Source organism: Streptosporangiales bacterium (assembly GCA_009379825.1).
In the GTDB taxonomy this organism is placed as follows: Bacteria; Actinomycetota; Actinomycetes; order Streptosporangiales; family WHST01; genus WHST01.
This window is the reverse complement of sequence record WHTA01000002.1, coordinates 24,001-42,783: the sequence shown is the minus strand read 5'-3', so window position 1 is coordinate 42,783 and position 18,783 is coordinate 24,001. Positions and strand designations below refer to the sequence as shown.

General features: G+C 71.4%; 15 protein-coding genes and 1 riboswitch. All 15 genes read right to left on the bottom strand.

Annotation, left to right across the window (positions count from 1 at the left end; translation table 11 throughout):
- Positions 1–409 precede the first annotated feature (409 nt).
- Positions 410–1,138, bottom strand: a complete 729-nt coding sequence (locus tag GEV07_01415; GenBank protein MQA01423.1) for an ECF transporter S component — start codon at positions 1,136–1,138, stop codon at positions 410–412.
- Positions 1,139–1,212: 74 nt separating this feature from the next.
- Positions 1,213–2,841, bottom strand: a complete 1,629-nt coding sequence (locus GEV07_01410; GenBank protein MQA01422.1) for an ATP-binding cassette domain-containing protein — start codon at positions 2,839–2,841, stop codon at positions 1,213–1,215.
- Positions 2,838–3,998, bottom strand: a complete 1,161-nt coding sequence (locus tag GEV07_01405) for an energy-coupling factor transporter transmembrane protein EcfT (GenBank protein MQA01421.1) — start codon at positions 3,996–3,998, stop codon at positions 2,838–2,840. Before GEV07_01405 ends, GEV07_01410 begins: the two co-directional genes overlap by 4 nt.
- A 119-nt stretch (positions 3,999–4,117) precedes the next feature.
- A riboswitch (cobalamin riboswitch) is annotated at positions 4,118–4,183 on the bottom strand.
- A gap of 62 nt (positions 4,184–4,245) precedes the next feature.
- Entirely contained in the window at positions 4,246–5,823 is a 1,578-nt protein-coding gene (locus tag GEV07_01400; protein ID MQA01420.1) for an amidohydrolase family protein, read from the bottom strand.
- 87 nt (positions 5,824–5,910) lie between these two features.
- Complete coding sequence (locus tag GEV07_01395) at positions 5,911–7,473, bottom strand: BCCT family transporter (protein ID MQA01419.1); 1,563 nt, start codon at positions 7,471–7,473, stop codon at positions 5,911–5,913.
- A gap of 189 nt (positions 7,474–7,662) precedes the next feature.
- Positions 7,663–8,412 carry a 4-hydroxy-tetrahydrodipicolinate reductase gene (locus tag GEV07_01390; GenBank protein ID MQA01418.1) on the bottom strand — a complete coding sequence of 250 codons (750 nt, stop codon included), beginning with the start codon at positions 8,410–8,412 and terminating at the stop codon, positions 7,663–7,665.
- Positions 8,409–9,779, bottom strand: coding sequence for an insulinase family protein (locus GEV07_01385; protein MQA01417.1), 1,371 nt, complete (start codon positions 9,777–9,779; stop codon positions 8,409–8,411). The genes GEV07_01390 and GEV07_01385 overlap by 4 nt, the downstream gene beginning before the upstream one ends.
- 16 nt (positions 9,780–9,795) lie before the next feature.
- Positions 9,796–12,003 carry a polyribonucleotide nucleotidyltransferase gene (locus GEV07_01380; GenBank protein MQA01416.1) on the bottom strand — a complete coding sequence of 736 codons (2,208 nt, stop codon included), beginning with the start codon at positions 12,001–12,003 and terminating at the stop codon, positions 9,796–9,798.
- Positions 12,004–12,215: 212 nt separating this feature from the next.
- Positions 12,216–12,485, bottom strand: coding sequence for a 30S ribosomal protein S15 (gene rpsO / locus GEV07_01375; GenBank protein ID MQA01415.1), 270 nt, complete (start codon positions 12,483–12,485; stop codon positions 12,216–12,218).
- A 167-nt stretch (positions 12,486–12,652) separates the two neighbouring features.
- Positions 12,653–13,585, bottom strand: coding sequence for a bifunctional riboflavin kinase/FAD synthetase (locus GEV07_01370; protein ID MQA01414.1), 933 nt, complete (start codon positions 13,583–13,585; stop codon positions 12,653–12,655).
- Positions 13,586–13,671: 86 nt separating this feature from the next.
- On the bottom strand, positions 13,672–14,559 hold the full coding sequence (gene truB / locus GEV07_01365) for a tRNA pseudouridine(55) synthase TruB (GenBank protein ID MQA01413.1): 888 nt from the start codon (positions 14,557–14,559) through the stop codon (positions 13,672–13,674).
- A gap of 12 nt (positions 14,560–14,571) precedes the next feature.
- Positions 14,572–15,003 carry a 30S ribosome-binding factor RbfA gene (gene rbfA, locus GEV07_01360; protein ID MQA01412.1) on the bottom strand — a complete coding sequence of 144 codons (432 nt, stop codon included), beginning with the start codon at positions 15,001–15,003 and terminating at the stop codon, positions 14,572–14,574.
- Between the two features lie 26 nt (positions 15,004–15,029).
- Positions 15,030–15,326, bottom strand: coding sequence for a DUF503 family protein (locus GEV07_01355; protein ID MQA01411.1), 297 nt, complete (start codon positions 15,324–15,326; stop codon positions 15,030–15,032).
- A gap of 44 nt (positions 15,327–15,370) precedes the next feature.
- Entirely contained in the window at positions 15,371–18,343 is a 2,973-nt protein-coding gene (gene infB, locus GEV07_01350; GenBank protein ID MQA01410.1) for a translation initiation factor IF-2, read from the bottom strand.
- A 63-nt stretch (positions 18,344–18,406) separates the two neighbouring features.
- Positions 18,407–18,772 (bottom strand): DUF448 domain-containing protein, encoded by a 366-nt coding sequence (locus GEV07_01345; GenBank protein MQA01409.1) that lies wholly within the window; start codon positions 18,770–18,772, stop codon positions 18,407–18,409.
- Positions 18,773–18,783 lie beyond the last annotated feature (11 nt).

Genomic DNA, 18,783 nt, shown 5'->3' with positions numbered 1-18,783 from the left:
CATGCCCCTGCCGCCAGTCCGCCAGCCGTTGCCCGGCGACCGCAGCCTCCGCCGCCGCCCCGGCGGCAAGGCCGGGCGGAAATGCGTCAGGCTCCCGGCCGGTGGGCCGGGAGCCTGGTCTAATGCTCGTCGAGCGAGGTGAGGATCAGCGAGCCTCGTGCTGCGCCGGAGCGGTACGGGAACGCGAGCTCATGATCCACTTCGCTGCCACCACTGACAGGACGACACCCAGCGCCGCCTCACCGGCCAGCAGTGCCCATACCGTCGCCATTGCTATCTCCTCCTCGATGGTCATCATGTCTTACGTCTGGTATCTGTATCAGCGGATCATCAACCACCGCCGTACATATCCATTGAAACTCAAAAACCGACGCTTGTCTTCCTTGGAACCGTCAAGAGTCGGTGTGATCTAGCGCACTTGGTCCGGCCCGAAGCGCACCGGCGCGTGGAAGGCCGCCTTGCGCACCGCCCGGCGCAGCGTCGCGAGCAGCACGCGGCCGGTCACCGCGATCAGCACCGCATTCGTGAGGGCCCGGCCGGCGTCCCACCCCAGCGAGGTGGCCAGGTCGTAAAGCACGTACCGGTGCAGGTTCGTCCAGGCGGACGCCGCCGGGTCGAACGAAAGCGCGGTGTCGCCGCCGAGCACGAACGGCCAGGCGGAGAGGTTGATCGCGAACCCGTAGAGGAACGCCGACAGCGCGCCGTAGCCGGCCAGCAGGACGACCTCCGCGCGGCCGCGGGCGGGCGGGAGCAGCCCGGCGCCGAGCCCCACCCAGGCCGCGGCGAACATCTGGAACGGCAGCCACGGACCGACGCCGCCGGTGAGCAGCGCGGACGCGAACAGCGTCGTGCTGCCGAGCACGAACCCGAAGCCTGGCCCGAGCACCCGGCCAGCGACGACGAGCAGGAAGAAGACGGTCTCCAGGCCGGCCAGCCCGGCGCCCAACGGCCGCAGCACCGCACCGATCGCCGTCAGCACGCCGAGCAGCGCGAGCGCTTTCACGTCGATACCGCCCTCGGCCAGCTGGGCGAGCACCACGGCGACGACCAACAGCAACAGCGTCGCGAACAGCAGCGGCGCCTCGTGTGCCGCGCTGAAGCTCGACCCCGGCGTCATGAAGAACGGCCAGCCGAACATCACCAGCCCGACGACGGACGAGGCCACCAGCGCCACCACCGACCACGGCCGCAGCCGCACCGCCGCCGGCCCGGTCACCGGCCCTCGCCCGTCGGTGCGGCGAGGTCCGGCAGCCCGCGCCGTACCTCGTCGACGGTCAGCCACGGTCCCGTACGGAGCACCTTGGCCACCTGGGGCGCGAACAGCGGCGACGAGACGACCACCGCCGCGGCCGCGTCGTCGGCGACGACCTCGCCGCCGGCGAGCACCACCACGCGGCCGGCAACGCCGGCCGCGAACTCCACGTCGTGCGTCGCCACGAGCACGCTGGCGCCGTCGCTGGCCAGCGAACGCAACACCTCCGCCAGCCGCCGCTTCGCCGGGTAGTCCAACCCGCGGGTGGGCTCGTCCAGCAGCACCACCGACGGCCGGCCGACGAGCTGCACCGCGAGCACCAGGGCGAGCCGCTGGCCCTCGGACAGGTCGTCCGGGTGCCGTGCGCCGTCGATACCCGGCGCCAGCTCGTCCAGCAGCGCACGGGTCGCGTCGGCCGGTACGGCGGACTCGGCGTCGGCCTGCGCGCACTCCTCGTCGACCGTCTCCAGGTAGAGCAGGTCGCCAGGTGTCTGCGGTACGAGCGCCACCAGCGACCGCGCCTGCGCCGCCGATAGCCGGCCGGGGTCCGCGGCGCCGACCCGTACGGTGCCGCCGTGCCGCGGACCGCTGCCCTGCAGCGCCCACAGCAGCGACGACTTGCCCGCCCCGTTGCGTCCCATCAGCGCGGTGACCTCGCCCGCGGACAGCTCCAGGTCGACGGCACGTACGGCAACCACGTCGCCGTGCCTGACCAGCACGCCGCGTGCGGCCAGCAGGGTGTCGCCGGCGCCGTTCGCCGACGGCGGCGGCGTGGCCGCCGCCAGCCGCTCACGCAGCGGGCCGGCGAGCCGGCGCGCGTCCCGTACGGAAAGCGGCAGCGGCCGCCAGCCGGCGAGCCGGCCGAGCTCGACGACCGGCGGCGCGACCTCGGTCGTCAGCAGCATGCCCGCCGGCGGGCCGTCGGTGACCGAGCCGTCGGCCGCCACCGCCACCACCCGGTCGGCGTACTGCACCACGCGCTCCAGCCGGTGCTCGGCGAGCAGCACCGTCACGCCCAGGTCGTGCACCAGCCTGGTGACGGCGGCGAGCACCTCCTCGGCGCCGCCCGGATCGAGCGCGGACGTCGGCTCGTCGAGCACCAGCACGCTCGGATGGGCGGTGAGCACCGAGCCGATCGCCACCCGTTGCTGCTGGCCGCCGGATAACGTGCGCAGCGACCGCCCGCGCAGGTCCGCGAGCCCGAGCAGGTCGAGCGTCTCCTCGACCCGCTTGCGCATCACGTCGGCGGGGAGCGCGAGCTGCTCCATGCCGTACGCGAGCTCCTCCTTGACGGTGTCCGTGACGAACCCGGCGAGCGGGTCCTGGCCCACCCGGCCGACCACGTCGGCGAGCTCTCTGGGCCGGTGGGTGCGGGTGTCGCGGCCGGCGACCGTGACCCGGCCCGCCACCGTGCCGCCGGTGAAGTGCGGCACCAGACCGGTGACCAAGCCGAGCAGGGTGGACTTACCCGCCCCGGTACGCCCGACGACCAGGCACAGCTCGCCTTCAGGGACGGTGAGGTCGGCGTCCACCAGGGTCGGCGCAGCGGCGTCGGTGTACGTCACGGTGACCTGCTCGAGGTGGATCATCCGACCACCTCGGCCGGCCACCGGGGGCCTGGTGTGCCGGTCTCCCCCGTACGTACCGGCGCCGGCGCCACGACCGCGGGCGCGCACGCGACCAGCACGGCGAGCAGCGGCAGCCAGCCCAGCTGCGGTGCGGCCAGCGGCTGCTCGGCCGCCTGGGCCACCGCCGCCGAGCTGGCGACGACGAGCGCCGCCGCGACCACTCCGCTGCCGGCGACCAGCCACTCCGGCAACCGCCACGGGTCCGGCCGGTAGCTCGTCCGGCTGACCCGGCGCCCGCCGGCCACCAGGCCGGCGACGCACAGCGCGACGCCCAGGCCCAGCATCGGCAGGCCGAGCACGGCCGGCGCGGCGCCGTCCAGCAGGCCGTACGCACCGAGGCACACCCCGACCAGGCCGCCGACGACCAGCACCGCGGTGGCTCTCCTGCTGGCGGCCGACGCGGTGACCGTGCGGCCGTACCCGCGGGAGTCCATCGCCGCGGCCAGCGCCAGCGACCGGTTGAGCGCGTCCTGCAGCACCGGCACGGCGAGCCCGCGCAGCCGCCGCAGCCAGCCGCCTGTCGCGCCGCGCAGCCGCCGCGCCCGCAGCACCCGCTGGCCGCTCTCGATGACCTGCGGCGCGACGGTCAGCGCGATCACCACGGCGACCCCGACCTCGTGCAGTGCGCCGGGTAGCGCGCGCAGCGCCCGCTTCGGGTTCGCCAGCACGTTCGCGGCACCCACGCAGCACAGCAGGGTGGCCAGCCGCAGCCCCTCGTACGCCGCGGCCAGCACACCGCCGAGCAGCACCGGACCGCCGAGCCTGATGCCGGCCAGCCACTCCGGCAGGGGCACGGTGGGCAGCTCGAACAGCACCGGGTCGTCGCTGCTGCCGCCGGTGCCGAGCAGCATGTGGAACGCCACCCGGATGGCGACGACGACCAGCCCGAGGACCAGGTAGACGCGGAACCCGCGGGCCCACGGCGCGTCGCCGCGCTTGGTGACGACGACGAGCGCGACGCAGCCGAGGACCAGGCCGAGCAGGAGGGGGTTGGTGGTGCGGCTCGCCGCGGTCGCCAACCCGAGCGCCCACAACCACCAGGCGATCGGATGCAAGCCCCGCGGGGCAACACGTAGCACTGCCTTCACTTGCCTCTCGGGGTCGGTGAGTGCGCGCACCGGACCCCGCACGCCCGGACAGTACGAGTCCCCGTGCAGTGCACGGGGACGGCGACCGGACCGGGCGGTCCGGGCTCCGTCCCGCAAACCTCGACGGAGGAGCCGCAGGTGGTCGCTCAGGTTCTCCGGCTCACCCGGGACGGGCTCACGGTTGCGGGTCAGCGCCGGATTCGCACCGGCTTCCCCTGGACGACCACGTATCGAGTTGTCTGAGCACCCATGGTACCGATGCGCAGCACCGGCGGGCTCAGCCGCGGGTCAGCCGCTGGCCCTGGCGCTCGCCGTGCCAGCGTCCGGCGCTCACCACGAACTTGCCGGCCTGCATGACCCAGCTGATCCCGGTCGGCGCGTGCACAGGGTCGCGGTAGTCGCCGACGTCGCGCACCTCGGCCGGGTCGAACGCGACCAGGTCGGCGACCATGCCCGGCCGGATGCTGCCGCGGTCGGCCAGGCCGAACGTGGCGGCGGGCAGCGCGGTCATCTTGTGTACGGCGACGCTCAGGTCGAGCAGCTGCCGCTCCCGTACGTACCGGCCGAGCACCCGCGGGAAAGTACCGAACAGCCGCGGATGCGGCTTGCCGCCGACACCGGGCGGCAGCCCGTCGGAACCGATCATCGTGTGGTCGTCGAGCAGGCCGGCGACGAGGTCGTCCTCGGTCATGCTGAACATCACCGCGGACACCCGCAGCCGTTCCCTGCACAGCACCTCGACGAAGGCGTCGAACGGGTCGCAGCCGAGCCGCTCGCCGATCTCCCTGACGGTCAGCCCCTCCAGCTCGTGGCTTGCGGTGGACGCGACGAGCACCTCGTCCCACGCGTCGCTGCACTCCGCCCGGAGCCGGTCGAGGGTCGGCGGGTCGGCGAGGCCGGCAAGCATGTCGGGCTCACCATCCTCCTGGAACCACGCCGGCAGCCAGGTGGTCAGCATGGTGGAAGACGCCGTGTACGGGTAGACGTCCTGGGTGACCGGCTGGCCCGCCTCCCGCGCCGCGGCGAGCTGCTCGAGCGCCGCAGGCACGCTCCCCCAGCTCGGCCGGCCGGCGGCCTTCAGGTGGGAGATCTGCACGGCGCGGTCGGCCGACCGGCCGATGGTCAACGCCTCGTCGATGCTCTGCGCCAGGTGCTCACCCTCGTTGCGCATGTGGGTCGCGTAGATCCCGCCGTCCGGCAGCCACTTCGCCAGCTCGACCAGCTCGTCGGCGTCGCTGAACACCGCTGGCGGGTAGATCAGACCGCTGGACAGGCCGAAGCAGCCGGCGTCCATCGCCGCGCGCAGCAGCTCCCCCATCTGCCGGCGCTGCGGCCGGGTGGTCGGCTTGTTCGCCATGCCGGCCACGGCGAGCCGCAGCGTGCCGTGCCCGGCAAGCGGCACGTAGTTCGTCACGTACCCGGCGGTGTCGAGCCGGTCGAGCAGCTCCGCGAACGACGACCAGCCCCACGGCAGCTCGGGGAAGATCCGGCTGGTCAGCGCGGCCAGCTCGGCCCGCCTGCCATGCCCGACGGGAGCCAGCGAGAACCCGCAGTTGCCGACGACCTCCGTGGTGACGCCCTGCAGGATCTTCGTGGTGTCGTCCTCGTCGAGCAGCGGCGCGTTGTCCGCGTGCGAGTGCACGTCGATGAACCCGGGCGCGAGCACCAGGTCGCCTGCGTCGAGGCTGCGGTACCCCTCGGACGGGATCGCGCCGGCGGGCTCCACGGCCGCGATCCGCGCGCCGTCGAGCAGGACGTCGCGTACCTCGGGCGTGCCGAGGAGCCCGTCCACCACCGTTGCGCCCCGGATCACGACGTCACCGCCACGACCCGCCGTGCTGAACGTAGCGGCCACCGCCGAGTACCTCCGTCTACCCCCGAGTCGTACCCCCTCGGATGTTGATCATGGCGAAGGTGTCGGTCCGGCGTCCACCCCCTGCGGCTAGTTCTGCCGCTGGCTACCCGAGTCTGCCGACCCGTCGGCGCCGTTGGCCTCGCTGATGACCAGCTCGAACCCCCCGCTGTGTTCCTTGGCGCCCTTGACGACCGCGGTCTCGAGCACGTCCGAGCCCTTGGCGTCGCGCTGCATCATCGGGTCGGTACGCAGGTCCCTGGTCAGCGAGAAACACAGCAGCACGAGCACGATCGCAAACGGCAGCGCGCCGATGAAGGTCGGGTTCTGGATGCCCTGGAGCGCCTTGTTCCCGCCGGTCGCGGCTCCCCAGAAGATGACCATCCAGCGGCGCGGCTCGATGGATCCGCGCTGCGACAACGTGCCCATCACGATCGACGCCGCGTCGGCACCTGAGACGAAGAAGATGGCCACCAACGCCATGACCACCACCGACGTGATGCCGGTCCACGGCAGCTGCTGCAGCACGTTGAAGGTGATCTCCTCGGGGAAGCCGTCCCCGAAGGGGTTGCCGCCCTTCCGCTGCTCGTCGATCGCGGTGCCGCCGAAGATCGAGAACCAGACCAGGCTCACCAGGCTGGGCACCAGGATCACGCCGGCCACGAACTGCCGCACGGTGCGGCCGCGGCTGATCCGGGCGAGGAACATCCCGACGAACGGCGTCCAGGAGATCCACCACGCCCAGTAGAAGATCGTCCAGGTGGACAGGAACTTGTCCATCTCCTTGCCGCCGGTCGCGCCCGAGCGAGCCGCCATCGTGCCGAAGTCCTGGAGGTACGTCCCGACCGAGGTCGGCAGGAGCTGCATGATGAGGACGGTCGGGCCGACGACGAACAGGAAGAGCGCGAGCAGCGCCGCAAGCACCATGTTGAGGTTCGACAGGTACTGGATGCCCCGTGCGATGCCGGAGACGGCGGACAGGATGAAACACACGGTCAACACGACGATGATCGGGACCAGCACGGACGGTCCGAGACCGGCGATCCAGCCCGCTTCCTGCATGCCGGTCTTGATCTGCAGCGCGCCGATGCCGAGCGAGGCGGCCGACCCGAACAGCGTGGCGAACAACGCGAGCGCGTCGATCAGCTTGCTCACCGGGCCCTCGGCGCGCCGCCTGCCGAGCAGCGGTACGAAGGCGGCGCTGATCAGCTGCCGGCGGCCGCGGCGGAAGGAGCTATACGCGATGGCCAGGCCCAGCACCGCGTAGATCGCCCACGGGTGCAGCGTCCAGTGGAACAGGGACGTCGCCATGGCCGTCTCGATCGCCGCCTGGCTCCTGGCAGGCTCGGTGCCTGGCGGCGGGCCCATGAAGAAGGTCAGCGGCTCCGCCATGCCGAAGAACATCAGGCCGATGCCCATACCCGCGCTGAACATCATGGCGATCCATGAGACCGTGCGGAACTCCGGCTTCTCGTCGTCGCTGCCGAGCGGGATGTTCCCGTACCTGCTGAAGGCCAGCCACAGCACGAACACCACGAACCCGGTGGCGGCGAGCACGAACGTCCAGCCCAGGTTCGCCAGCAGCCAGCTCAGCGCGCCCTTACACGATCCAGTCGGTACGCGCGGGCCCGACGGTGCCAGCGGCGGCGCCACCGGTGTCGGTCAGGCTGGGCCGCTCCTCGAGCTCGACTGCTTGGTCCCCGTCCGTTCTTGCCATCGTCGCAGCCGTGCGCGGCCTACCTCCCCGAGTCGTCGGCACCTCAGCGCGCGCCAAGTTACCAGTCGGGGAAGAACGATCATCGCGAAGGACGGTGCGACGAACAGTCTTGACTGCCGTATTACCTAATCGAGGTCGAGGAAGGTCTCCAGGCCCACGGAGAGTCCCGGCGTGGCCGGCACCCGCCGCACGCCGAGCAGCACGCCGGGCATGAACGAGGCCCGGTCGAACGAGTCGTGTCTGATCGTCAGCGCCTCGCCAGTGGTGCCGAACAGCACCTCCTGGTGCGCCACCCGCCCGGCCAGCCGCGCCGCGTGCACCCGCACGCCGTCGACATCGGTGCCGCGCGCACCGTCGAGCTCCTGCACGGTGGCGTCCGGCGCCGGACCGAGACCGCCCTCCGCGCGCGCCTGCGCGATCAGCTGCGCCGTGCGGTACGCGGTGCCGCTCGGTGCGTCCACCTTGTTCGGGTGGTGCAGCTCGAGCACCTCGGCGGACTCGTAGAACCTCGCCGCACGGGTGGCGAAGTGCATCATGAGCACCGCGCCGACGCTGAAGTTCGCGGCGACGAGCACGCCGACCGACGGCGCCTCGCGCAGCCAGCCACGTACCGCCGCCAGCCGGTCCTCGTCGAACCCGGAGGTGCCCACGACGGCGTGCACGCCGTGCTCGACGCACCAGCGCAGGTTGTCCATCACGACGTCCGGTCGGGTGAAGTCCACCACCACCTCGGCGCCGGACGACGTCAGCACGTCGAGCTTGTCGTCCTGGTCGACCCTGGCGACCAGCTCCAGGTCGTCGGCATCGTCGACCGCCCGGCACACCTCGCCGCCCATCCGGCCGGCGGCGCCGAGCACACCTACTCGCGTCGTCATTCGCGCACCGTTTCGCTGAAGTCCTTGTCCTCGTCGAACGGGCCCACGACGGCGAGGTTCAGCCGGCCACGCAGCAGGTCGCGTGCGACCGCGCGAACCTCGTCGAGCGTCACCGCGCTGATCCGCTCGAGCACCTGGTCGATGGAGAGCAGCTCGCCGTGCACGAGCTCGCTCTTGCCGAGCCGGCTCATCCGCGACGACGTGTCCTCGATACCGAGCACAGTGGCGCCGCGCAGCTGCCCCTTGCCGCGGTCCAGCTCCTCCTCGGCGATGCCGTGCTCGGCCACCTCGAGCAGCTGGTCGCGGCAGATGGCGAGCACGTCGTCGACCTTCTCCGGCAGGCAGCCCGCGTAGATGCCGAACAGCCCGGCGTCGGCGTACTGCGACGCGTAGGAGAACACGTTGTACGCCAGGCCGCGCTTCTCCCGCACCTCCTGGAACAGCCGCGACGACATGCCGCCGCCGAGCGCGGCGTTCAGCACGCCGAGCGCGAACCTGCGGTCGTCGGCACGGGCCAGGCCGGGCAGGCCGAGCACCAGGTTCGCCTGCTCCGTCTTCCTGCGCAGTACGGAGACCGGGTCACCCACCGCCGGCAGCGGTGCCGGGCCGGACCGCGCCGGCGAAGGCGCGGTGTCCGGGTCGCCGAGCGCCTCGGCCCGGTTGAACGCGGACCGCACCTGCCGCACCACCTTGGCGTGGTCGAGGTTGCCCGCGGCGGCGACCACGATGTGCGGTGCCCGGTAGCGCCTGCGGTAGTACCCGGCCACCTGCCGGCGGCTCAGCGCGTTGATCGACTCGACGGTGCCGAGGATCGGCCGGCCGAGCGGGCTGTCGCCGAACAGCGTCGCCGCGAACACGTCGTGCACGACGTCGCCAGGGTCGTCCTCGTTCATGGCGATCTCTTCGAGCACGACGCCGCGTTCGCTCTCCACGTCGTGCGCGGTGATCACCGACGACGTCACCATGTCGCACACCACGTCCACGGCGAGCGACAGGTCGACGTCGAGCACCCGCGCGTAGAAGCAGGTGTACTCCTTGGTGGTGAACGCGTTCATCTCACCACCGACGGCGTCGACCTCTTCGGCGATGTCGAGCGCGCTCCTGCGCTTGGTGCCCTTGAAGAGCAGGTGCTCGAGGTAGTGGCTGGCGCCGGCCAGCGACGAGGTCTCGTCGCGGGAGCCGACGCCTACCCACACCCCGAACGAGACCGAGCGGACGTTCGGCACCGCCTCCGTGACGACCCGCAACCCGCCGGGCAGCACCGTGCGGCGGGTGGCTCCCGCGCCGTCACGTGCCCTCACCAGGGTGCGGGTCGATCCCGGTGGCTGGTCGGTTGCCAGCACAGCACCTCGCTTCGCCGTTGGAATCCCCCGGGACGCGCCGTTACTCCTCGTCGTCGTCCTCGGAGTTCCCCTCGAGCACGGGCACGAGCGACAGCTTGCCGCGCGAGTCGATCTCGGTGATCTCCACCTGGATCTTGTCACCGATCTTGGCCACGTCCTCCACCTCGTTGACCCGCTTGTTGTCGTTGAGGGCCCGCATGTTGGAGACGTGCAGCAACCCGTCACGGCCGGGCAGCAGCGAGATGAACGCACCGAACGACGTGATCTTCACGACCGTGCCCAGGTAGCGCTCGCCGACCTCGGGCAGCTGCGGGTTGGCGATGGCGTTGATCTGCGCACGCGCCTCCTCGGCGGACTTGCCGTCGGACGCACCGATGTAGATCGTGCCGTCGTCCTCGATCGAGATGTCCGCGCCGGTCTCGTCCTGGATCGTGTTGATGACCTTGCCCTTCGGCCCGATCACCTCGCCGATCTTGTCCACCGGCACCTTGATGGTGATGATCCGCGGCGCGTACGGGGACATCTCGGCCGGGGCGGAGATGGCCTCCTCCATCACACCGAGGATGGTCAGCCTGGCCTCACGTGCCTGGGTGAGCGCGCCGGCGAGGATGTTCGCCGGGATGCCGTCGAGCTTCGTGTCGAGCTGCAGCGCAGTGACGTACTCGCGGCTGCCTGCGACCTTGAAGTCCATGTCGCCGAACGCGTCCTCGGCACCGAGGATGTCGGTCAGCGTCACGTACTGGGTCTGCCCGTCGTCGTCCTTGTCGCTGATCAGACCCATGGCGATGCCGGCAATGGTGGCCTTCAGCGGAACGCCCGCCTGCAGCAGCCCCATGGTGCTCGCGCACACCGAGCCCATCGACGTCGACCCGTTCGAGCCGATCGCCTCGGACACCTGGCGGATCGCGTACGGGAACTCCTCCCGCGTCGGCAGCACCGGTTCGATGGCCCGCTCGGCGAGCGCACCGTGGCCGATCTCGCGCCGCTTCGGCGACCCGACGCGGCCGGTCTCACCGGTGGAGAACGGCGGCATGTTGTAGTTGTGCATGTACCGCTTCGTCGTCTCCGGCGAGAGCGTGTCGAGCTTCTGCTCCAGCCCGAGCATGTTCAGCGTGGTGATGCCGAGCACCTGGGTCTCGCCGCGCTCGAAGAGCGCCGAGCCGTGCACCCGCGGCACCACGCCGACCTCGGCCGACAGCCGCCTGATGTCGGCCAGCCCGCGCCCGTCGATACGCACCTTGTCGCGGATGATCCGCTGCCTGACCAGCTTCTTGGTCAGCGACCTGAACGCGGCGGAGATCTCCTTCTCGCGCTCGGTGAAGCGCTCGGCGAGCTGCTCCTTGACGTTCGCCTTCACCTGGTCGGTCTCGGACTCGCGCTGCTGCTTGTCCGCGATGGTCAGCACGCGGCCGAGCTCGTCGGCCGCGGCCGCCTCGACGGCCTCCGCGACGTCCTCCTGGTAGTCGACGACCACCGGGTACTCGCCGTGCGTTACGCCGGCGCGCCGGGCCAGGTCGGCCTGCGCGTGGCAGAGCACCCTGATGTGCGGCTTGGCGGCCTCCAGGCCGCTGGCCACGATCTCCTCCGTCGGCGCCTGCGCGCCACCGCGCACCAGCTCGACGGTGGCCCCGGTGGCCTCCGCCTCGACCATCATGATCGCGACGTCGTCGTCGTCGAGCATCCGGCCGGCGATCACCATGTCGAAGACGGCCTTGCCGACCTGCTCGTGCGTCGGGAACGCGATCCATTCGCCGTCGACCAGCGCCATCCGCACCGAGCCGAGCGGGCCGCTGAACGGCAGGCCGGCCAGCAGCGTGGACGCGTACGCGGCGTTCATCGCCACGACGTCGTACATGTGGTCCGGCTCCAGCGAGAGCACGGTGGCCACGATCTGCACCTCGTTGCGCAGACCGTCGACGAACGACGGGCGCAGCGCGCGGTCGGTCAACCGGCAGGTGAGGACGGCGTCCGTGCTCGGGCGCCCCTCCCGGCGGAAGAACGAGCCGGGAATCCGGCCGACCGCGTACATCTTCTCCTCGACGTCGACCGTCAGGGGGAAGAAGTCGAGGTGCTCCTTCGGCTGCTTCGACGCGGTGGTCGCGGACAACACCATGGTGTCGCCGAGATACGCGACGGCGGAGCCGTTCGCCAGCCGGGCCAGCCGACCGGTCTCGAACCTGATGACCTGCTTGCCGAACGAGCCATTGTCGATGACTGCCTCGGCGTAGTGAACCTCTGGACCCTCCACGGGTCGCTCCTTCCTTACCGGCCCACTCTTCGCTGCTAGGGCGTCGCGCCGGTCATCGATCGAAGCACGCGGTGTCGCGCCTGGCGCTCACCGCGTACCACTACCGAGGACCGTCGAGACGCTAGTCCCGAAGTGTGGGCAGGTACGTTGATCCAGTTGTGCAAATACTGAAGAGAGCGGACTCCTCGTCGAGAGTCCGCTCTCCGGGTTTGTCAGCGCCGCAACCCGAGCCGTTCGATGAGGCTCCGGTAGCGGGTGATGTCGCTCTTGTGTAGGTAGTTCAGCAGCCGACGGCGCTTCCCTACCAGGAGCAGCAGACCACGACGGCTGTGGTGGTCGTGCTTGTGCTCCTTCATGTGCTCGGTGAGCTCGGTGATGCGCTGGGTCAGCAGCGCCACCTGGACCTCTGGCGAACCGGTGTCACCCTCAGCCGTGGCGTACTCGGAGATGATCTTCTGCTTCGTGGCGATGTCGAGCGACACGAGGCTCCTTCCAATGGTCGTTGCGCGGCGCTGCGGGCCTTGACAGGTGCGCTCCGGGTCAACCGGCGCCACACCACCCGCGCACTCTCGATCCGCGGCCGGCATAGACGGCATGTCCAGAGTAACAGCCCAGGTGAACACGTCCCCCCGCAGGCATGCCGGGCCGGCTAGGTGGAGCCGAGCAACTCGCGGATGGCGTCCACGTCGGCCTTCATCTGCTCGACCAGCGCATCCACCGAGTCGAAGACCTGCTGCCCGCGGACCCGGGCGACGAACTCCACCCGGACGCGCTCGCCGTACAGCTCCAGGTCGTCGCGGTCCAGGCAGTACGCCTCCACCTGTCGTTCCGCACCGTGGAACTGCGGGTTCGTCCCCACCGAGATCGCCGCCGGCAGCCGGCTGCCCCCGGCCCGCTCCAGCCAGCCCGCGTAGATCCCGTCCGCGGGCACCACGAGCTCCTGCGGGCTCATCAGGTTGGCGGTGGGAAAGCCGAGCTCACGGCCGCGGTGGGCACCCTCGACGACCACGCCGGACACGGCGAACGGCCGGCCGAGCACCTCGGCGGCGACCGCCACGTCACCGGCAAGCAGCGCCGCCCGGGTGCGCGAGGACGAGAACCGCGCCTCCACGTCGCCCTGCGCGGGGATGATCTCCGCCGTGTAGCCGTAGCGCTGCCCCAGCTCGGCGAGCAGCTGCACGTCGCCGGCCGCCTTGTGCCCGAACCTGAAGTCGTCGCCGACGACGAACGCCGTCGGCCGCAGCCACCGCACCAGGTCCGCGACGAAGTCCTCCGGCGCCTGCTTGGACATCTCCGCGGTGAACGGCAGCACAAGGACGGCGTCGGCACCCGCGGCGGCCGCGAGCGGTGCCCGGTGCTCCGGCAGCGACAGCAGCGGCAGCGCCGTGTCCGGGCGGATCACGCTCTGCGGGTGCGGGTGGAAGGTGACCACGACGGTCTGCGCGCCCACCGCGCGGGCGCGTTCCGCGGCGGCGCCGACGACCCGCGCGTGCCCGCGGTGCACGCCGTCGAACACTCCGATGGTCACCACCGAGGGACCGAAGCCTTCTGGCACCTCGTCGAACCCGTGCCACAGCGGCACCGCGCTCACCTGACCCCTACCTTTCACGATCCCTACGACGTGTCCAGCCACCTGCCGCCCACTCTACGGACCGGCGGTGGACACCGTTACGGCGCGAACACGGCGACCGGTTTCGCCCGTCCTGCCTGGTCCTCCACCAGCGCGAGGAAGCTGCCGTCCGGGCCGTAGACGGCCACCGGCCCCTCCGTGCCCGTCGCCGGCAACCGGCCGCCGTGGGCCAGCGACCTGGCCATGGCGGCGTCGACCTGCCGGCGCGGGAACGCCAGCGCGGCCGCGTCGCCGAGCGGCAGCGCGGTGAACTCCTCGGCCAGCTGCTCGAGCGTGCGCGCCACGTCGAGGGTGAACGGCCCCACCCTGGTACGCCGCAGCGCGGTCAGGTGGCCGCCGACGCCGAGCGCCGCGCCGAGGTCACGGGCGAGCGCGCGGACGTACGTGCCGGTGCTGCACTCCACCACAGCGTCCACGTCGAGGTACGCCGGGTCGTCGCGCCTGACGGCCGACACGTCGAAGCGGCTCACCGTCACCTGGCGTGCCTCCAGCTCGACCTGCTCGCCGGACCTGACCCGCTGGTACGCGCGCTTGCCGTCCACCTTGACCGCGGACACGGCGGACGGCACCTGGCTGATGGTACCGGTGAGCGTCCGAACGGCGTCCGCGAACGCGGCGTCGGTGACGCCGGCAGGTGCCGCCTGCGCGACCAGCTCGCCCTCGGCGTCGTCGGTCGTCGTCGACGCCCCCAGCCTGATCGTCGCTTCGTAGACCTTGTCGGTCAGCGCCAGCCGGCCGAGCAGCCTGGTCGCCCTGCCGATGCCGACGACCAGCACGCCGGTCGCCATCGGGTCCAGCGTGCCGGCGTGGCCGACCTTGCGGGTGCCGGCCAGCCGGCGCATCTTCGCGACCACGTCGTGCGACGTCCAGCCGGCCGGCTTGTCGACGATCGCCAGCCCTCCCGGCGCCTCGTTCGCGTCACCCATGACAGGCCGGTCTTACGCCTCGTCGTCGGTCGCCGGCTTGCGGTACGGGTCCGCGTCGCCGATCGGCTGGGCGTCGACGGCCAGCTGCGCGACCTCTTCGTCGCGACGGCGCGCCTGGTGGATCAGGTCGTCGATGTGCCGCGCGTTGGTGGGCAGCTCGTCCGGCTGGAACGCCACCGTCGGCGTGTGCTTGATGCCGGTCTGCTTGCCCACCTCGGCGCGGATCAGCCCCTGCGCGCTGGCCAGCGCGGCCGCCGTGCCCTCCCAGTCGGCGTCGTCGCCGTAGACGGTGTAGAAGACCGTGGCGTCGCGCAGGTCCGCGGTGATCCGCACGTCGGTCACCGTTACGAACCCGAGCCGTGGGTCCTTGATCTGCCGCTCCAGCATGCGCGCGACGATCTCGCGGATGCGGTCCTGCAGCCTCCGCTGTCGCTGTTCGTTCACCGGCACCGCGGCCGCCCCCTCTCTCCCTACGTGTCTTCGTCGCCGAGGACCCGGTGCCTGGCGGCCAGCACGTCCAGCTCCGGGCGGGCGGCGACGAGCCGCTCACAAGCTTCGAGGACATGCTGGCAGTGCCCGGCGGCACCGGCCACGACCGCCACTCCGACGGTCACCCGCCGGTACACCTCGACATCGCCGACCTCGGCTGCGGCGACGAGGAAACGCCGCCGCAGCTCGGCCACGACCGGCCGTACGATCGACCGCTTCTCCTTCAGCGAGTGGACGTCACCGAGGAGCAGGTCGAGCTCCAGTGTCCCGACGAACATGACAGTCAGTTCTCACCTGCCGCGAGCTGGCGCCCGCCGCAGACCTAGACCCTGGCCTTCTCCCTCATCTCGTACGTCTCGATCGTGTCGCCCTCCTCGATCTCGCTGTAGCTGAGGGTCAGACCGCACTCGAAGCCCTCACGGACCTCCGTGACGTCGTCCTTCTCCCTGCGCAGCGAGGCCACCTTGAGGTTGTCCCGCACGACCACGCCGTTGCGCATCAGGCGGGCACTCGCGCCACGCTTGACCAGACCGTCGGTGACCATGCAGCCGGCGATGTTGCCGAACCTGCTCGACCGGAACACCGCACGGATCTCCGCGCCGCCGAGGTGCACTTCCTCGTAGATCGGCTTGAGCATGCCCTTGAGCGCCGCCTCGATCTCCTCGATCGCCTGGTAGATGACCGAGTAGAACCTGATCTCGACGCCTTCGCGCTCCGCCAGCTCCGCCGTCTTGCCCTGCGGCCGGACGTTGAAGCCGATGATGATCGCACCGTCGATGGTCGCCAGGTTGACGTCGCTCTCGGTGATGGCGCCGACGCCGCGGTGTAGGATCCGCAGGTCGACCTCCTCGCCGACGTCCAGCTTGAGCAGCGCCTCCTCGAGCGCCTCGACCGAACCGGACACGTCGCCCTTGATGATGAGGTTGAGCGTGCGCTTCTCCTCGAGGATCTTGGAGAGATCGTCGAGGCTGACCCGCTTGCTGCTGCGAGCGAGCTGCGCGTTGCGTTCCCGCGCTTCCCTCGTCTGGGCGATCTGCCGCGCCGTGCGGTCCTCCCGGACGGCGAGCAGGTTGTCCCCGGCCGAAGGCAGGCTGGTGAGACCGACGACCAACGCCGGTCGTGACGGGCCTGCCTTCTCCAGGTTCTGGTTGTGCTCGTCGAGCAGTGCCCGCACTCGACCGAACCCGGTGCCGCAGACGATCGTGTCGCCGACGCGCAGCGTGCCGCGCTGCACCAGGACGGTTGCGACCGGACCGCGACCGCGGTCGAGGTGCGCCTCGATCGCGACGCCCTCGGCGGGCTGGTTCGGGTTCGCGTGCAGGTCCAAGGTGGCGTCCGCGGTGAGCACCAGCGCCTCGAGCACGCCCGCGATGTTGACCAGGTTCTTCGGCGAGCACTCCACGAACATCGTGTCGCCGCCGAACTCTTCCGCAACGAGGTTGTACTCGGTGAGCTGGCTGCGCACCTTCGTCGGGTCCGCACCCTCGACGTCGATCTTGGTGATCGCCACCACGATCGGCACACCCGCCGCCTGTGCGTGGTTCAGCGCTTCGACCGTCTGCGGCATGACGCCGTCGTCGGCCGCCACCACCAGGACGACGATGTCCGTCGTCTGCGCACCGCGGGCACGCATGGAGGTGAACGCCTCGTGGCCGGGGGTGTCGATGAACGTCAGCTTGCGCTCGTTCTCTTCCACCTCGGTCGTCACCTGGTACGCACCGATGTGCTGGGTGATGCCGCCGGCTTCCTCGTCGACGATGTTCGTCCGGCGGATCGCGTCGAGCAGCTTGGTCTTGCCGTGGTCGACGTGACCCATGATGGTGACCACCGGCGGCCGCGGCAGCATGTCCGCCTCGTCGCCGACGTCCTCACCGAACTCGAGCTTGAACGACTCGAGCAGCTCGCGGTCCTCGTCCTCAGGCGAGACCACGCGGATCTCGTACCCCAGCTCGGAGCCGAGCACCTCGAGCGTCTCGTCGGACACCGACTGGGTCGCGGTGACCATCTCGCCGAGGTGGAACATCACCTGCACGAGCGACGCCGGGTTGGCGCCGATCTTGTCGGCGAAGTCGGTCAGCGTCGCGCCGCGGCGCAGCCGGATCGTCTGCCCGGAGCCACGCGGCACCTGCACACCGCCGACCGACGGCGCCTGCATGTTGTCGAACTCTTGACGGCGCTGCTTGCGCGACTTCCGGCCCTTGCCCGCCCGGCCGCCAGGCCGCCCGAAGGCACCGGCAGTGCCACCGCGTCCGCGGCCACCGCCGCCACCGGGGCGACCACGACCGCCGGGGCCGCCTGGACCGCCAGGCCCCGGGGGGCCACCGCCACCGGGGCCGCCGCGGCCGCCTCCCGGCGGGCCACCCGCCGGTGCGAAACCGCCGCCACCGCCGCCGCGCGGAGCACCGCGGCCACCGCCACCGCCACCGCCGCGCTGGCCACCGCCACCGCCGCCCTGGCCACCGCCACCGCCGCCCTGGCCACCGCCACCGGGACGCCCAGGACCCTGCGGGCCCTGCGGTCGCGGCGGCATCATGCTCGGCGTCGGCCTGGCACCGCTCGGCAGCCGCGGACCGTCGCCGCCGCGCCCCTGGCCGGAGCCGGCGCCACCTGTTGGGCGGGCCTGCTGCCCTCCGGGCCGTGGGCCGCTCGGCTTCGGCCGAGCGGTCTGGCCCATACCGGTGCTGGACGACGACAGGAACGGGTTGTTGCCGGGACGCGGACGTCCCTGCCCCCGCTTGTCCGCAGGCGGACCTGGCCGCGGCCCCGGGCGCGGGCCCGGACGCGGCGGCGCGGGGGTGGACGCAGCCGCGGGCTCCGCCCCGTCGGCCCCGTCGCCGGGCTCGGCGGGCTGGTCGGGCTGGTCGGCCGCACCGGTGTCGACGGGCTCAGCCGCCACCGGCTCGACCGGCTGGTCCCCGATCACGGACGCGGCTGGCTCCTCGGCCACCGGCGGTGACACCGCCTCTTCCTGCTGTTCGGCCACCTCGACGGCGGGCTCGGCTGGAGGCACGGGCTCCTGACTTGGCGGAGCCGGTTTCGGCGCAGCCGGCTTCTGCTCCGCCTTCTTGGCCGCCTTCTTCGCTGGTTTCTTCGCCGCTTTGCCATCCTGTTTGGCCTTCCCGCCGTCGGCGGGCATAGCCTCCCGTACCCGGCGGACGACCGGCGCTTCGATGGTGGATGACGCCGAACGGACGAACTCGCCCATCTCCTGGAGCTTGGCGAGTACCGCCTTGCTCTCGACGCCGAGCTCCTTAGCGAGCTCGTATACCCGGACCTTTGCCACTCTCGCTCCCATCGGCCCGGGCGCGCCGGACCGCTACTCGTCGGTGTTCATCGCCTGCTGCTCATCGAGCGCTCATCACTTCATCGACCCGTCTTTCGTGTTCATCCCGCTCCGCCGATCTCTCGGCGTCGTAGCGTCACGCTCGGCGGATATGACATCGCACTCCTCGCTTTCTCCGCCGGGGACGGTCCCCGCCAGGAACGTCCTGACTCGCGCCAGGTCGAGGCCGCCGTCGGCACGCAGAGCACGTGCGAACGCCCGTCTGCGCGTGGCGAGATCCAGGCACGCGAGCGCGGGGTGCAAGTATGCACCCCGCCCCGGCGTCCGGGCGCGTGGGTCGGGGACCAGTACGTCACCGACGGCCACTACCCGGAGTAAGTCGCTCTTGGCCGCCCGACCCCGACAGCCCACACAGGTGCGCTGTGGCGGCCGCTCGACCATCACGGGGGAAG

Excerpts from the sequence above, each read along its gene's own strand:
- truB (MQA01413.1), bottom strand. The coding sequence starts at position 14,559 with ATGGGTGACGCGAACGAGGCGCCGGGAGGGCTGGCGATCGTCGACAAG.
- GEV07_01390 (MQA01418.1), bottom strand. The coding sequence starts at position 8,412 with ATGACGACGCGAGTAGGTGTGCTCGGCGCCGCCGGCCGGATGGGCGGC.
- infB (MQA01410.1), bottom strand. The coding sequence starts at position 18,343 with ATGGGAGCGAGAGTGGCAAAGGTCCGGGTATACGAGCTCGCTAAGGAG.
- GEV07_01355 (MQA01411.1), bottom strand. The coding sequence starts at position 15,326 with ATGTTCGTCGGGACACTGGAGCTCGACCTGCTCCTCGGTGACGTCCAC.
- GEV07_01345 (MQA01409.1), bottom strand. The coding sequence starts at position 18,772 with ATGGTCGAGCGGCCGCCACAGCGCACCTGTGTGGGCTGTCGGGGTCGG.
- GEV07_01410 (MQA01422.1), bottom strand. The coding sequence starts at position 2,841 with ATGATCCACCTCGAGCAGGTCACCGTGACGTACACCGACGCCGCTGCG.
- GEV07_01415 (MQA01423.1), bottom strand. The coding sequence starts at position 1,138 with ATGTTCGGCTGGCCGTTCTTCATGACGCCGGGGTCGAGCTTCAGCGCG.